The sequence below is a fragment of the Rhizobium sp. R711 genome, from assembly GCF_002211365.1.
In the GTDB taxonomy this organism is placed as follows: Bacteria; Pseudomonadota; Alphaproteobacteria; order Rhizobiales; family Rhizobiaceae; genus Rhizobium.
In genome coordinates this window covers 139,577-152,164 of sequence record NZ_LOKZ01000005.1, presented here as the reverse complement: position 1 = coordinate 152,164, position 12,588 = coordinate 139,577, and the positions used below count along the sequence as shown (strand labels likewise).

The 12,588-nt window shown below is 60.9% G+C and carries 13 protein-coding genes; 3 read left to right on the top strand and 10 right to left on the bottom strand.

Annotation, left to right across the window (positions count from 1 at the left end; translation table 11 throughout):
- Nucleotides 1–43 precede the first annotated feature (43 nt).
- Entirely contained in the window at nt 44–880 is an 837-nt protein-coding gene (locus ATY80_RS09465; protein ID WP_088692179.1) for an amidohydrolase, read from the bottom strand.
- A 214-nt stretch (nt 881–1,094) separates the two neighbouring features.
- Between ATY80_RS09465 and ATY80_RS09460 the strand changes: the two genes are divergently transcribed.
- Nucleotides 1,095–1,826, top strand: a complete 732-nt coding sequence (locus tag ATY80_RS09460) for an SDR family oxidoreductase (RefSeq protein WP_088692178.1) — start codon at nt 1,095–1,097, stop codon at nt 1,824–1,826.
- 64 nt (nt 1,827–1,890) lie between these two features.
- On the top strand, nt 1,891–2,568 hold the full coding sequence (locus ATY80_RS09455; RefSeq protein WP_088692177.1) for a DUF1345 domain-containing protein: 678 nt from the start codon (nt 1,891–1,893) through the stop codon (nt 2,566–2,568).
- Nucleotides 2,569–2,577: 9 nt separating this feature from the next.
- On the opposite strand, the gene ATY80_RS09450 is transcribed toward ATY80_RS09455, so the two are convergent.
- From ATY80_RS09450 to ATY80_RS09415, 8 genes are all read right to left on the bottom strand, one after another.
- A complete protein-coding gene (locus tag ATY80_RS09450) occupies nt 2,578–2,751 on the bottom strand; it encodes a DUF1328 domain-containing protein (RefSeq protein ID WP_088692176.1) in 174 nt (57 codons plus the stop codon).
- 150 nt (nt 2,752–2,901) lie between these two features.
- Nucleotides 2,902–3,396: an ester cyclase gene (locus ATY80_RS09445; RefSeq protein WP_088692175.1), complete on the bottom strand. Its 495-nt coding sequence runs from the start codon at nt 3,394–3,396 to the stop codon at nt 2,902–2,904.
- Nucleotides 3,397–3,462: 66 nt separating this feature from the next.
- Complete coding sequence (locus tag ATY80_RS09440; protein WP_088692174.1) at nt 3,463–4,890, bottom strand: gamma-aminobutyraldehyde dehydrogenase; 1,428 nt, start codon at nt 4,888–4,890, stop codon at nt 3,463–3,465.
- A gap of 75 nt (nt 4,891–4,965) precedes the next feature.
- Nucleotides 4,966–5,781, bottom strand: coding sequence for an ABC transporter permease (locus ATY80_RS09435; protein WP_088692173.1), 816 nt, complete (start codon nt 5,779–5,781; stop codon nt 4,966–4,968).
- Nucleotides 5,771–6,745, bottom strand: coding sequence for an ABC transporter permease (locus tag ATY80_RS09430; RefSeq protein WP_088692172.1), 975 nt, complete (start codon nt 6,743–6,745; stop codon nt 5,771–5,773). Before ATY80_RS09430 ends, ATY80_RS09435 begins: the two co-directional genes overlap by 11 nt.
- Nucleotides 6,742–7,728: an ABC transporter ATP-binding protein gene (locus tag ATY80_RS09425; protein WP_088692171.1), complete on the bottom strand. Its 987-nt coding sequence runs from the start codon at nt 7,726–7,728 to the stop codon at nt 6,742–6,744. The genes ATY80_RS09430 and ATY80_RS09425 overlap by 4 nt, the downstream gene beginning before the upstream one ends.
- A 201-nt stretch (nt 7,729–7,929) precedes the next feature.
- Nucleotides 7,930–9,090, bottom strand: a complete 1,161-nt coding sequence (locus tag ATY80_RS09420) for an ABC transporter substrate-binding protein (RefSeq protein WP_088692170.1) — start codon at nt 9,088–9,090, stop codon at nt 7,930–7,932.
- 131 nt (nt 9,091–9,221) lie between these two features.
- Nucleotides 9,222–10,130: a LysR family transcriptional regulator gene (locus ATY80_RS09415; protein ID WP_007527791.1), complete on the bottom strand. Its 909-nt coding sequence runs from the start codon at nt 10,128–10,130 to the stop codon at nt 9,222–9,224.
- Between the two features lie 181 nt (nt 10,131–10,311).
- Between ATY80_RS09415 and ATY80_RS09410 the strand changes: the two genes are divergently transcribed.
- Nucleotides 10,312–11,016 (top strand): hypothetical protein, encoded by a 705-nt coding sequence (locus tag ATY80_RS09410; RefSeq protein WP_088692169.1) that lies wholly within the window; start codon nt 10,312–10,314, stop codon nt 11,014–11,016.
- Nucleotides 11,017–11,076: 60 nt separating this feature from the next.
- Here ATY80_RS09410 and lysS read toward each other — a convergent pair whose 3' ends face one another.
- A complete protein-coding gene (gene lysS / locus ATY80_RS09405; RefSeq protein ID WP_189637119.1) occupies nt 11,077–12,576 on the bottom strand; it encodes a lysine--tRNA ligase in 1,500 nt (499 codons plus the stop codon).
- Between the last annotated feature and the right edge of the window lie 12 nt (nt 12,577–12,588).

Below are 12,588 nucleotides of genomic sequence, written 5' to 3'. Positions count from 1 at the left end.
TCCAACACAAAGGGCGGTGCCATCGGCGCCGCCCTTTTTCGTGTCATATCGACCAGATGCGCATGGCATTGGCGTGATAGAGCTTGTCGCGCTCCTCCGGGCTGCAGCCCGATGTCAGCGCATGGGTGGCCGCGACCCAGGGTGTCAGCCCGCCGCCCAGCGTGCAAACGGGCCAGTCGCTGCCCCAGACGACGCGATCCCAGCCGAAGCTGCCGATCGTATGTTCGACATACGGGCGGAGGCTGTCGACTGACCAGTTTTCGAGATCCCCATAGGCGATGACGCCTGAAATCTTTGCCGTCACGTTCGAGCGGCGGGAGAATTCCGTGATACCGTTGCGCCAGACTTCGCTCGTCCCATCCTTGATCGGTGGGTTGGCGCAATGGTCGAGAATGAAGCGAACACCCGGGCAGTGATCGACCAGCGCGAGGATGGTTTCGAATTGGTGCGGGAAGACGCAGAGGTCGAACGTTATGCGGGTGGCTGATAACCGCCTGATGTTTTCGCGGAACAGCGGCCGTGCGGCGGTGTCGTCAGGCGCCACATGCAAGACGCGGCGGAACCCCTTGATGAAGGGATCGGCAAGCGACCGCTCGAGATAGGCCGCGAATCCATCCTCTTCCGGCCGGCAGGCGGCAATGACGCCGCGCACGAGGCTGCCCGGTCGGCGACTGATCTCCGTGACGTAGTTCGTCTCGTCATCAATACGCTCGGGGGCGACATCCACCTCCATATGCAGAACGTTGGAGATCCCACAGCGCAGCGCATCACGCGCGTAGTCCTCATAAAGACTGTCCCGGTTGAGGTTACCAGCGCCGGAGAGCCAGGGATAATCGAGCGCCTGCCGATCGACGATATGCAGATGAGTATCGAAAAGCATTCGGTTCCTCCCATTCATGCGATTTGTATGCGTCGAGCTGCGGCATAGGAGCCGGATGACGCCTCGATGGCCAGATTTACCATGCCCGTCGTCACGAGATCGACTAGGGTTTCTCCCGCGAGCGAAGCGTGTTTGAAACAGGTTGACGCCAATTTGAATATATTGTTTGCATATGAATGAACGCGTCGCAAGCGCTGGAATTATGGGAGGACGTATGAGCCACGGTTTGGAAGGCAAGAAGGTCGTCATCACGGCGGCAGGTCAGGGTATTGGTCGAGCGAGCGCTGAGCGTTTCCTTTCGCTCGGCGCGCATGTCTACGCGACCGATATCAACGAGACGACGCTTTCCACGCTGGAAGGTGCCGGGAAACATGTTCTGAATGTGCTTGATAGCGATGCCGTGCGCGCCTTCGCGGCCGAGATCGGCCCGATCGACGTCCTCTTCAATTGCGCGGGCTTCGTGCATGCGGGCACGATCCTCGAATGCGAGGAGAAGGATTGGGATTTCTCTTTCAACCTCAACGCCAAGGCCATGTATACGACCTGCCGTACCTTTCTTCCGGGCATGCTGGAAAAAGGCAAGGGCTCGATCGTCAACATGGCCTCGGTCGCCTCCAGTGTGAAGGGCGTGCCCAATCGCTTCGCCTATAGTGCGTCGAAGGCAGCCGTGATCGGGCTCACCAAGTCGATTGCGTCTGACTTTGTTGCCAAGGGCATCCGCGCCAACGCGATCTGCCCCGGCACGGTGGACAGCCCCTCCCTGCATGATCGTTTGCGTGCCACCGGCGACTACGAGAAGGCGTTGAAGGATTTCATCGCCCGCCAGCCAATGGGACGCATTGCGACACCCGAGGAGATCGCCGCACTTGTGACCTATCTTGCCGGCGATGATGCAGGCTTCACCACCGGCCAGATCCATGTCGTCGATGGCGGCTGGACCGGCTGAAGCCATATTGCTCCCGCCGCCATCAAGCTGATATCAAAGGCAATCTTGCATTGGTAGGACAGTGATGGCGGAAGGCACGGTGGACCGGGAAAATCGGGTCATGGGGCAAGTGCGTAAGCACATGGTCTTCGGCGTCGCCTTGGCCGCCGGGTTAGTGACGTTCCTGCTTTTGACAAGCAGGGAGGTCAATCCGCAGAATCTGATTTTCGGCTGGAACGTTAGCGCCGTCGTATTTACGGCGCTGACTTGGCGGCGAATGTTGCGTGCGACCGTCGCCAGCATCCGCAAGCGGGCTGAGGATCTCGACTTTTCAGATGTTTTCCTGCTGGCGCTGTCGATTGTAGCAGCCGTCGCGAGCATCGGCGGTATCGCGCTCGAACTTCACTTCGCCAAGGACGCCGGACCAAGCGAAGCCTTGGCGCGGGCACTCGTGGCCATCGTCACCATTCTGAATTCGTGGGTCTTCCTGCACACACTCTTCACTGTCCACTATGCGCACCGCTTCTATGGTGGCGAGGACAGGGCGGAGGGGTTGAAGTTTCCGGAAGGCAATGACGAGCCGGTCTATTGGGACTTCCTCTATTACTCCTTCACCATCGGCGTCGCCTCGCAGACTGCGGATGTGGCGACGACCTCTACCGCGATGCGAAAGCTGACGCTTCTTCACTCAGTTCTCTCGTTCCTGTTCAATACGACGATCCTTGCTTTGGCGATCAATGTTGGCGCAAGCCTGCTTGGCTGACCGACAAAGTTACACAACAGCATTGCCAGCCAGCAACGCCAGGACGAGGAAGATCAGGAAGATCACCAGCGCAATGCCGAAGAGGACACGTGCGATCGTCGCCGTGGCCGCCGATATCCCGGAAAAACCTAGGAGGCCGGCGATCAGCGAAATAACGAAGAATATAAGAGCCCATTTAAGCATGGATGTTTTCCTCTTTGTTCATCGCTTGGATGACGCAATGCGAGGAAATTTGTTCCATGTGCGGTTCCCGCGATTGGCGCGCGCGGGAGTGTCGGCAGAGCCGGCAATTTGACGGCACCCTTGGTGCGGGCGCCGTCGCGGATCGTCGAGTTACATCAGGCCCAGTTGCTTGTAGAAGCCAAGGGCGTCGTAATAATCCGACTGCTGCTTGATGGTGTTGTTCTCAATCACGAAGACCGAAGCGCCATCAAAGGAGAAGGACTTGTTGGTCGCTTTTGTGCCATCGGCCCAGGTACCGCTGTTGTTGCCCGAAAAGGTCCACTCGAAGGAGACCTTGTTTCCGCTGACGATCGGATCGCCGCGCATCACCCATTTCAGATCCGGCGCAGCGGTCATGAAGTTGTCGATGACGCCGGCCTTGGCGTCGGCCCGTCCAACTGTCGGCTTGCCGACGGTTGCGTCGTAGTAGCTCACCTTCTCATCGAAGTAAGAGGCGGCCTTGGTGGCGTCATGGGCGTTCCATGCGGCCAGATACTGTTGGACGACCTCAAGCGGCGTCTGATCGGCGGCATAGACCGGCGCAGCGGTAAGCGTCGACGCGAGGCAGATGCCGCCGAGGGCGGCAAGAATGGTGCGGCGTTTCATATGGACTCCCCTTTGCGTATTTATTGTTTTTGGGTTGCGGGCCGGGCCAACGGCCCGGCGCGCGGATCAGCCGTGATTGATCATCACGTGGCGGACGGCCGTGTAGTCTTCCAGTGCGTAGACGGACATGTCCTTGCCGTAGCCTGATTGCTTCAGGCCGCCGTGCGGCATTTCATTGGTGAGCATGAAGTGGGTGTTGATCCAGGTGCAGCCATATTGCAGGCGGGCGGCGGTCTTCATGCCGCGGCTGATATTCTTGGTCCAGACGGACGAGGCGAGGCCATAGTCGCTGTCGTTCGCCCAAGTGACGGCATCCTCGACATCGGTGAAGCGGGTGACCGAGACGACGGGGCCGAAGACCTCACGACGAACGATTTCGTCATCCTGCGTGGCGCCCGCGATGACCGTTGGCGTGTAGAAGAAGCCCTTGTCGCCGGAGGTCTTGCCGCCGGTCGTGATCTCCATGTGCTTGTGCTCGCCGGCGCGGGCGACGAAGCTTTCGACGCGGTCACGCTGGCGTTTGGAGATCAGCGGGCCGATTTCGTTTTCGGTATCGTCTGCCTGGTTGAACCTGATCGAGGAGACGGCCGAGGAGAGGTCGGCGACGAATTTGTCGTAGACCTTCGCGTCTGCATAGATGCGGCAGGCGGCAGTGCAGTCCTGGCCGGCATTGTAGTAGCCAAAAGTGCGGATGCCGGAGACGACAGCATCGATATCGGCGTCGTCGAAGACGATGACCGGCGCCTTGCCGCCGAGCTCGAGGTGGGTGCGCTTCACGGTCTTGGCGGCGGCCTGCAGCACCTTCTTGCCGGTGGCGACATCGCCCGTGATCGACAGCATCGAGATCTTCGCATGGTTGATCAGCGCGTTGCCGACGCTTTCGCCGCGGCCGAGGACGACGTTGACGACGCCTTCCGGCAGGATTTCGGAGAGCAGTTTCGCCATCTTCAGGGCCGTCAACGGCGTCTGTTCGGAAGGCTTGAAGACGACGGTGTTGCCGCCGGCGATCGCCGGCGCGAGCTTCCAGGCCATCATCATCAGCGGATAGTTCCACGGCGCGATCGAGCCGACGATGCCGACGGCGTCGCGGCGGATCATCGAGGTATGGTTCGGCAGATATTCACCGGCGACCGGGCCGTGCAGGTTGCGGACAGCACCGGCGAAGAAGCGATAACAATCGACGATCGCCGGGATCTCGTCGTTCAGCACGGCGTTGATCGGCTTGCCGCAGTTCAGCGCTTCCAATGCGGCAAAGCCCGCAGCATCCTTTTCGATCGCATCGGCAATCTTCAGGAGGTAGCTGGAGCGTTCGCCCGGCGTCGTCTGCGACCAGTGCTTGAACGCGCCTTCCGCGGCGTCCACGGCGGCGTCGATCTGGCCAAGCGAGGCTTCCGGCAGGTCAAGCACTGTTTCGCCCGTTTTCGGGTTCAGGATGTGCTCGTCCGTTTCCGTGCCCGCTTCGAAGCGGGACCCAATCAGCATCGCGGTGTCCATGATGTTCTCCCTTATTGTTGACGGAGTGGGATGTGGGCGGAAAACCGCTTCACACTTTTCCGCATCCCACTCTGGTTATTTGCCGGCTCCGGCGACCTGGTCGCCGTCGCGAGTGAGGTAGTAGGCTGCCAGGATCGGCAGGAAAGTGACGAGCACGACGACCATCGCGACCACGTTGGTAACAGGGCGCTGCCGCGGCCGGATGAGTTCTTCGAGCATCCAGATCGGTAGCGTCGATTGCTGTCCGCCGGTGAATGTGGTGACAATGACCTCGTCGAACGACAGCGCGAAGGCGAGCATGCCGCCGGCCAGAAGCGCCGTGCCGATGTTCGGCAGGATGACATGGCGGAAGGTCTGGAAGCCATCGGCGCCAAGATCCATCGATGCCTCGATCAGCGAACCGGAGGTGCGGCGGAAGCGGGCGACGGCGTTGTTGTAGACAACAACGACGCAGAAGGTCGCGTGGCCAAGCACGATCGTCCAGACCGAGAAGGGAATATCGAACAGGCTGAAGGCGGAGCGCAGCGCAATGCCGGTTATGATGCCGGGGAGCGCGATGGGCAGGATGACCAGCAGCGAGATCGCCTCGCGGCCGAAGAACTTTGTCTGGCTGATCGCCGCGGCGCAGAGGGTGCCAAGCACAAGTGCGATTGATGTGGCGATGCAGGCAACCTGCACGGACAGGCCGAGCGCCGACCAGACATCCGGACGGTTCCAGGCGATGGCGAACCATTGCGTCGTCAGCCCCGGCGGCGGCCATTGATAGCTCTTTTCCTCCGTCGTGAAGGCGTAGACGAAGATCAATAGGATCGGCAGATGCAGGAAGAGCAGGCCGCCGGCTGCGGCGATCTTCAGGAACAGCGGCGAACGCTGGGAACGGTCAGAGCGCATCGAAGGCCCCCTGTTTCTTGGCGAGCCAGAGATAGATGGCCATGATGACGATCGGCACGACGGAGAAGGCGGCCGCGAGCGGGACGTTGCCTGCCGTGCCCTGCTGGGCGTAGACCGCCTGGCCGATGAAGAGACGCGACGAGCCGATGATCTGCGGGATGATGTAGTCGCCAAGGGTCAGCGAGAAGGTGAAGATCGAGCCGGCGACGATACCGGGCAGCGCCAGCGGAAAAAGCACTGTGCGGAACGTCTGGCTCGGGGTCGCGCCGAGATCGGACGAGGCCTCGATGAGGTTGCCCGGGACGCGTTCGAGCGCTGCCTGTGTCGGCAGGATCATGTAGGGCAGCCAGACATAGACGAAGACGACAAACGTGCCGAGATAGCTGACCGACAGCGAATTGCCGCCGATGACGGGCAGGTTGAGAATGCCGTCGAGCAACCAGGAAAGGTGCATCTTCTCGAAGATCCAGGTGAGGATGCCTTCCTTGGCCAGGATCAGCTTCCAGGCATAGATCTTGACGAGATAACTCGACCAGAGTGGTAGCATGACACCGAGATAGAACAGCGCCTTCCATTTGCCCTGCGCGTAACGGGCGGCGTAATAGGCGATCGGAAAGGCGACGACGGCGGAGGCCAGCGTCACCAGTGCCGCCATGATGATCGTGCGGATGATGATGTCGAAATTCGTCGGGCTGAGGAGCTGCGCATAGGTCGCGAGCGTGAATTCGTAATTCACCAGGCCTGAGAAATCATCGATCGAGAAGAAGCTCTGCAGGAGCAGGGCGATCAGTGAGCCGATGTAGATGATGCCGAGCCACAGCAGCGGCGGCGTCAGCATCAGGAAGAGCAGCAGTTTCGGACGTCGCCAGAAGGCATCGGAAAGCCGTCCGAAGAAGCCACCGCGACCGGGCAGGATCGAGGTCTCGCGCAGATCGGTCGTCTTGGTCAGCGCAAGGGTGGTCATGCTGCGTCGTCCATGTAATGCACGTCCACAGGCTGCCAAGCGAGGCGAACGCTCGTGCCGACATCCGGCACGTGGGCGCCGGCAGGCAGCATGACGTGCAGCCGCGTGCCGCGGATATCGACCGACAAGCGGGTTGCAGCACCCAGGAAGCTCGCGTGCTCCACACGCGCCGCGACACCTTCGCCGGCGACGTGGATCGCTTCCGGACGCAGGCTCGCCCAACGCTTCTCGCCGCCGAGCGCGGTCATCAGATCGGGCGCAATGACATTGGAGGAGCCGACGAAATCCGCGACGAAGCGTGTCTTCGGGCAGCGATAGATGTCGTGCGGGGTACCTTCCTGGATGATCCCGCCATTGTTGAAGACGGCGACGCGGTCGGCCATCGACAGCGCCTCGCCCTGGTCATGAGTGACGAAGACGAAGGTGATGCCGAGCGCGCGCTGCAGGCTCTTCAGCTCCTCCTGCATCTGCTCGCGCAGTTTCAGATCGAGCGCGCCGAGCGGTTCGTCGAGGAGCAGGACCTTCGGCTTGTTGACGAGGGCGCGGGCGAGCGCCACGCGTTGCCGCTGGCCCCCGGAGAGCTGGCCGGGCTTGCGCGCGCCGTAGCCGGGAAGCTTCACAAGCTCCAGCGCCTGCTCGGCGGCTTTGGTGCGTTCGGCTTTACCGATGCCCTTGACCATCAGTCCGTAGGCGACGTTGTCGAGGATGTTGAGATGCGGGAAGAGCGCGTAGTCCTGGAAGACGGTGTTGACGTTGCGGCGATAGGGTGGAATGCCCTCGGCCGTCTCGCCGAAGATTTCGATGTGGCCGCCCGTTGGCTGTTCGAAGCCCGCGATCAAACGCAGGCACGTGGTTTTGCCGGAACCGGAAGGGCCGAGCATGGCGAAGAATTCGCCCGGCGCAATTTCGAGATCGACGCCGTCGACGGCACGGACCTGCCCGAAATGGCGCGAGACCTGTTGGAAACGGACGGCGGGGATCATTGTAAGCTCCGGAATGTAGTGTCTGTTTTGACTTCTTCGCAACGGGAAGAAGGTGGCCCAAAAGGCTCCAACAAGGGGGCAACTCGGCGTTCCGTCATCGCGCCCCCGCGCTGACGTCCGCTCTTTTGCTCGGTTGCCCCTCGTCTGCCCTCGCAGGGCGTCTTCTCCCCGAGCGAGGAGAAGAAGAGGTCGCGGGCGAAATTATCGTCCGCCGATCACGCCGATATAGTCAGATACCCAACGGTGATACGGCACGCACTCGTTCTGCGTGGCGCACTTCGCGGTCGGCGTTCTCCAGAACTTGATCTTGTCGAAGTGGTCGAAGCCGTTCGTTGCGCAACCTTCGTCGGTCAGCAATTCGTTGCCTTTGCAGGCTGCGGGGACCGACGGCACCGCGCCAAACCAGGCAGCGGCGTCGCCCTGGACCTTGGCTTGCAGCGAATGCTCCATCCACATGTAGGCGCAGTTCGGGTGCTCGCTGTCGACGTGCAGCATGGTCGTATCAGCCCAGCCGGTTGCCCCTTCTTCCGGGAAGGTGGAGGCGATCTTCTGCTTGTCGGCCTGCATCAGGTTGACCTGGAACGGCCAGGAGCCCGAGGCGACCACGCCCTCGTTCTTGAAGTCGTCGATCTGGATCATCGCGTCGTGCCAGTAGCGGGAAACGAGCTTGCGCTGGCCGCGCAGCAGATCGAGGGCTGCCTTGTACTGGTCTTCGTTCAGCTCGTAAGGATCCTTGATGCCGAGGTCCGGCTTGTGCGCCATCAGGTAGAGGGCGGCATCCGCAATATAGATCGGGCCGTCATAGGCCTGCACACGCCCCTTGTTGGACTTGCCATCCGGAAGCACCTCTTCCTCGAACACGACCTTCCAGCTGGTCGGCGCCTTATCCTTGAAGGCATCGGTGTTGTACATAAGAACGTTCGGCCCCCAGAGGTAGGGTACGCCGTAGTGGGCGCCATTGACCGTGTACCACGCGCCCTTCTGCAGGCGCGGATCGACATTCTTGAAGCTCGGGATCAGGTCGGTGTTGATCGGCTGGACACGCTTGCCGGCGATCAGGCGAAGCGATGCGTCGCCGGACGCGGTGACGAGATCGAAGCCCCCTTCGTTCATCAGCGAGACCATTTCATCCGAGGTCGCGGCCGTCTTGACGGAGACCTTGCAGCCGGTTTCCTTTTCGAAAGCGGTGACCCAGTCGTAGCTCTTGTCGCTTTCGCCGCGTTCGATGTAACCCGCCCAGGCTACGATGCTCACTGCACCTTCGCCCTTGCCGAGCGCCTTCAGCGGTTCAGCAGCGGCCACCTGCGTCACGAAGCTTAAGCTCGCGAGGGCAGCAGTGCATGATTTCAGAAGATATTTCATCTGATGTCTCCCGGTTTTGCCACTTTTCGTGGCGTTATGTTCCCAGATGAAAAAGTGCGCCGAATTTTCCGGTTTCGCAAATTCATTTATCAGAAAGCCAATATCGGAAAATCCGATATCAATACTGGCATTCAGCGCGGCCGACCGGACCGGAGCGCCTCCGCAATGCCCACAAAGTCGCGGGCCGCCTGCGGCAGGCTCGACCCCTTGCGCCAGACCATGCCCACCTGGACGACGGGGAGCGAGCCGGACACGTCACGGCTCTCGATGCGGTCGCCTTCCAGCGACCAGGGGCGATAGACGAGATCCGGCAGCAGCGCCACGCCGGCGCCGGTGGCGACCAGGCTGCGCACCGCTTCCACCGAACGCGTGCGGAAGGCAACATGCGGGCGCGCGCCGAGCGCCGAAAGCAGCTTGCCGGTGTTCTCCTCGATTTCGTCGACGGTCAGCATGATCAGCGGCTCGCGGGCGATATCGGCGACGGAGATGATGTCGGCAGAGACCAGCGGGTGGCCCATGGGCAACCACAGCCGGTAGGGCGAGGTTTCCAGAATTTCCGCCTGCAGGGCCATGCGGTCACGCAGGTTGGAGATCACCATGACAGCCACATCCAGCTCGCCGCCGACCAACAGATGCTCGAGATAGCTGCCATTGTCCTCGATGGCGCTGACTTCGACGCCTGGGCAGGCGCGGCGATAGCGGGCCAAGAGGTCGGAGAGCACGTAGCCGGCAACGAGCGAGGTGACGCCGATATTGAGCGTGCCTGACAGTTCATTCTGCTTGCCGGAAAAACTGGTGCGCGCATCAGAAACGCTCGCCAGGATTTTCGTCGCATGGCGCAGGAACTGATGGCCATTGTGGGTGATCGACAGGCCCCGCGGATGGCGTTCGAAGAGCGCGACGCCGAGATCGGTTTCTAGTTCTTTCAGCGCCTCCGTAACCGAGGATTGCGAGATCGAAAGGTTCTGCGCGGCACGCGTTACGGAGCCCTGTTCGGCGACGGCTACGAAATACTGGATCTGGCGGAGCGTGAAGGCCATACGCCGTTAGAGCATGGTCGCGAGGATATTGGCAAGCATAGGGAAAGCTTGGACCTTTTTTGGTGCTAATCCCATACTGACGCAAACTTGGAGGGCTCGTTTAAGTATTCGGAAACGTCATTTCTCTAGCGTCGAAACCACTCGTATTGCGTTGGAGCTCGTTAATGGCGGAGCAGTTGGCGTGAAGGCCCTACTGCGCATCTTCCGGCCTTCCCGGAAATTGGTGTTTATCATCGCTGGCGTCGCCCTCCTCGGGGGCGTCTCCGGCGGCGCCGCGCTGTTCATCGGCAAAGACAAGATCCTCGGCCTTTCCGCGGAGACGATGAACGGTCTCTCCTGCACCGACGTCAATCTCGTCACCATTAAGAAACAGAACCGCATCTGGATCCGTAAGTATATCAAGACCGAGCCGACCGATGGCATGACGCGGGTCAAGACCGCGCTTCGCGTGGCCAAGGCGATCTACAATGCACAGAAGCCCGATCTGGTGCAGGTCGTTGTGCTCGATGCCAATGGACCGACGCTGCGGTCCGATATTCGCGGCCGGGCGATCGGCGCCGACGTCGTCTACATTCCGCATCCCGATCCCGTTCTCGAAAGCGCGGAGGCGAAGACGTACACCGCCCGCTATTATGACGGCGAGGCTGCCGCCAATGGGTTGTTCTTTGGCGAACGTGTCGATCTGCCCGAGGACGAGATCACAGCGCTGAACGCGTCCTTCAAGGAATACTCCGACTGCATCGATCCGATCGCCGTTGCCTCAACCAAGGGTGGCGAGGGCAAGGGTGAGAAGAAGGAAGAAAAGCCGGCTGAGGGTGGCGGGCAAGGCGCGGCGCCTGCAGAAGGTTCCGCGCCGGCGGAGGCAGCACCGGCTGCCGGTCACTGACAATTCCAACGAAAAAAGGCGGCGAGGGGCCGCCGCCTTTTCTACTCCTTATGAGCCGTCTCAGTCTGCCTTGCTGCGGCGAGCCGGGAAGAGGATCACGTCGCGGATCGACGGAGCGTTGGTGAGCAGCATGATCAGGCGATCGACGCCGATGCCGAGGCCACCTGCCGGCGGCATGCCCTGGTCGATCGCATCGAGGAATTCGTCGTCCAGCTGCTTTTCCTTTTCGCCGCGGGCGTGCGCCTGCTCCAGCTGCTCCACCATGCGGCGACGCTGCTCTTCCGGGTCGTTGAGTTCCGAAAACGCGTTACCGAGTTCCCAGGCGTTGCAGTAGGTCTCGAAGCGCTCGACGAGGCGCGGCTCACCCGGCACTTCCTTGGCGAAAGGCGAGATGTCCTTCGGGAAATGGGTGACGTGTGATGGCTGGATCAGCGTCGCTTCAACCTTCTCTTCGAAGATGAAGGCAAGGCACTCACCCCAGGTCCAATCCTTCTCGACTTCGAAACCGGCGGCCTTAGCGGCGGCGCGGGCTTCCTCGTCGGTCTTGATGGCGAGGAAGTCGATACCGGCCACTTCCTTGACGGCGTCGGGCATCGGCACGCGCTTGAACGGACCCTTGAAGGAGATCGTCTTGTCGCCGAAGGGGAATTCCGTCGTGCCATGGATCGACAGCGCCAGACTTTCGAAGAGCCGTTCGACGAGGTCCATGATGTCCTCGTAGTCGGCATAGGCCCAGTAGCACTCCATCATCGTGAATTCTGGATTGTGCCGGGTCGAGACGCCTTCGTTGCGGAAGTTGCGGTTGATCTCGAACACCTTGTCGGTGAGGCCCGAAACCAGCGTCCGCTTCAGATACAGCTCCGGCGCGATGCGCAGGTACATGTCGAGCTTCAGCGTGTTGTGATGCGTCTTGAACGGCTCGGCGGTGGCGCCGCCGTAGACCGAGTGCAGCATCGGCGTTTCGACTTCCATGAAACCGTCGTTTTCCATGAAGCGACGGATGCCGGAGACGATCTTCGAGCGCTGCTGGAAACGGAGTTTCGATTCCTCGTTGGTCATGATGTCGAGGTGGCGCTTGCGATAGCGGATCTCGACATCGGAGACGCCGTGCCACTTCTCCGGCATGGGGAGTAGCGACTTCGTCAGCATGGTGATTTCGCGGGCGTTGATCGACAATTCGCCGCGCTTCGTACGCCGCACCGTACCGGTGACGCCGATGATGTCGCCGATATCGATCATGCCGAGCATGTTGCGTGCTTCTTCCGGCGTCACGTCCTTGTGGCTGAAGATCTGGATTTTGCAGGAGGCGTCATGGATATCCATGAACATGCCTGAATTGCGCGAGGAATAAACGCGACCGGCAACGGTCACCACATCCTGTGTCTCGACATCAGACTCGAGGCCTTCGTACTTCTTCGCCAGTTCGGCATTGGTCATGGTCCGGTGGAAATGCGCCGGATAGACGTCGCCGATCTGTTCGCGCAGCAGCTTCAGCTTCTGTGCGCGGACCTCGGTGGCGTCGGAGGAAAGGGTCGCTGTTTCGGTCTTTTCGGTCATGATGCAAACGTCCGG

Bases quoted from the DNA above. Each gene is read 5' to 3' on its own strand.
- ATY80_RS09465 (WP_088692179.1), bottom strand. From the start codon at position 880: ATGCTTTTCGATACTCATCTGCATATCGTCGATCGGCAGGCGCTCGAT.
- ATY80_RS09460 (WP_088692178.1), top strand. From the start codon at position 1,095: ATGAGCCACGGTTTGGAAGGCAAGAAGGTCGTCATCACGGCGGCAGGT.
- ATY80_RS09455 (WP_088692177.1), top strand. From the start codon at position 1,891: ATGGCGGAAGGCACGGTGGACCGGGAAAATCGGGTCATGGGGCAAGTG.
- ATY80_RS09450 (WP_088692176.1), bottom strand. From the start codon at position 2,751: ATGCTTAAATGGGCTCTTATATTCTTCGTTATTTCGCTGATCGCCGGC.
- ATY80_RS09445 (WP_088692175.1), bottom strand. From the start codon at position 3,396: ATGAAACGCCGCACCATTCTTGCCGCCCTCGGCGGCATCTGCCTCGCG.
- ATY80_RS09440 (WP_088692174.1), bottom strand. From the start codon at position 4,890: ATGGACACCGCGATGCTGATTGGGTCCCGCTTCGAAGCGGGCACGGAA.
- ATY80_RS09435 (WP_088692173.1), bottom strand. From the start codon at position 5,781: ATGCGCTCTGACCGTTCCCAGCGTTCGCCGCTGTTCCTGAAGATCGCC.
- ATY80_RS09430 (WP_088692172.1), bottom strand. From the start codon at position 6,745: ATGACCACCCTTGCGCTGACCAAGACGACCGATCTGCGCGAGACCTCG.
- ATY80_RS09425 (WP_088692171.1), bottom strand. From the start codon at position 7,728: ATGATCCCCGCCGTCCGTTTCCAACAGGTCTCGCGCCATTTCGGGCAG.
- ATY80_RS09420 (WP_088692170.1), bottom strand. From the start codon at position 9,090: ATGAAATATCTTCTGAAATCATGCACTGCTGCCCTCGCGAGCTTAAGC.
- ATY80_RS09415 (WP_007527791.1), bottom strand. From the start codon at position 10,130: ATGGCCTTCACGCTCCGCCAGATCCAGTATTTCGTAGCCGTCGCCGAA.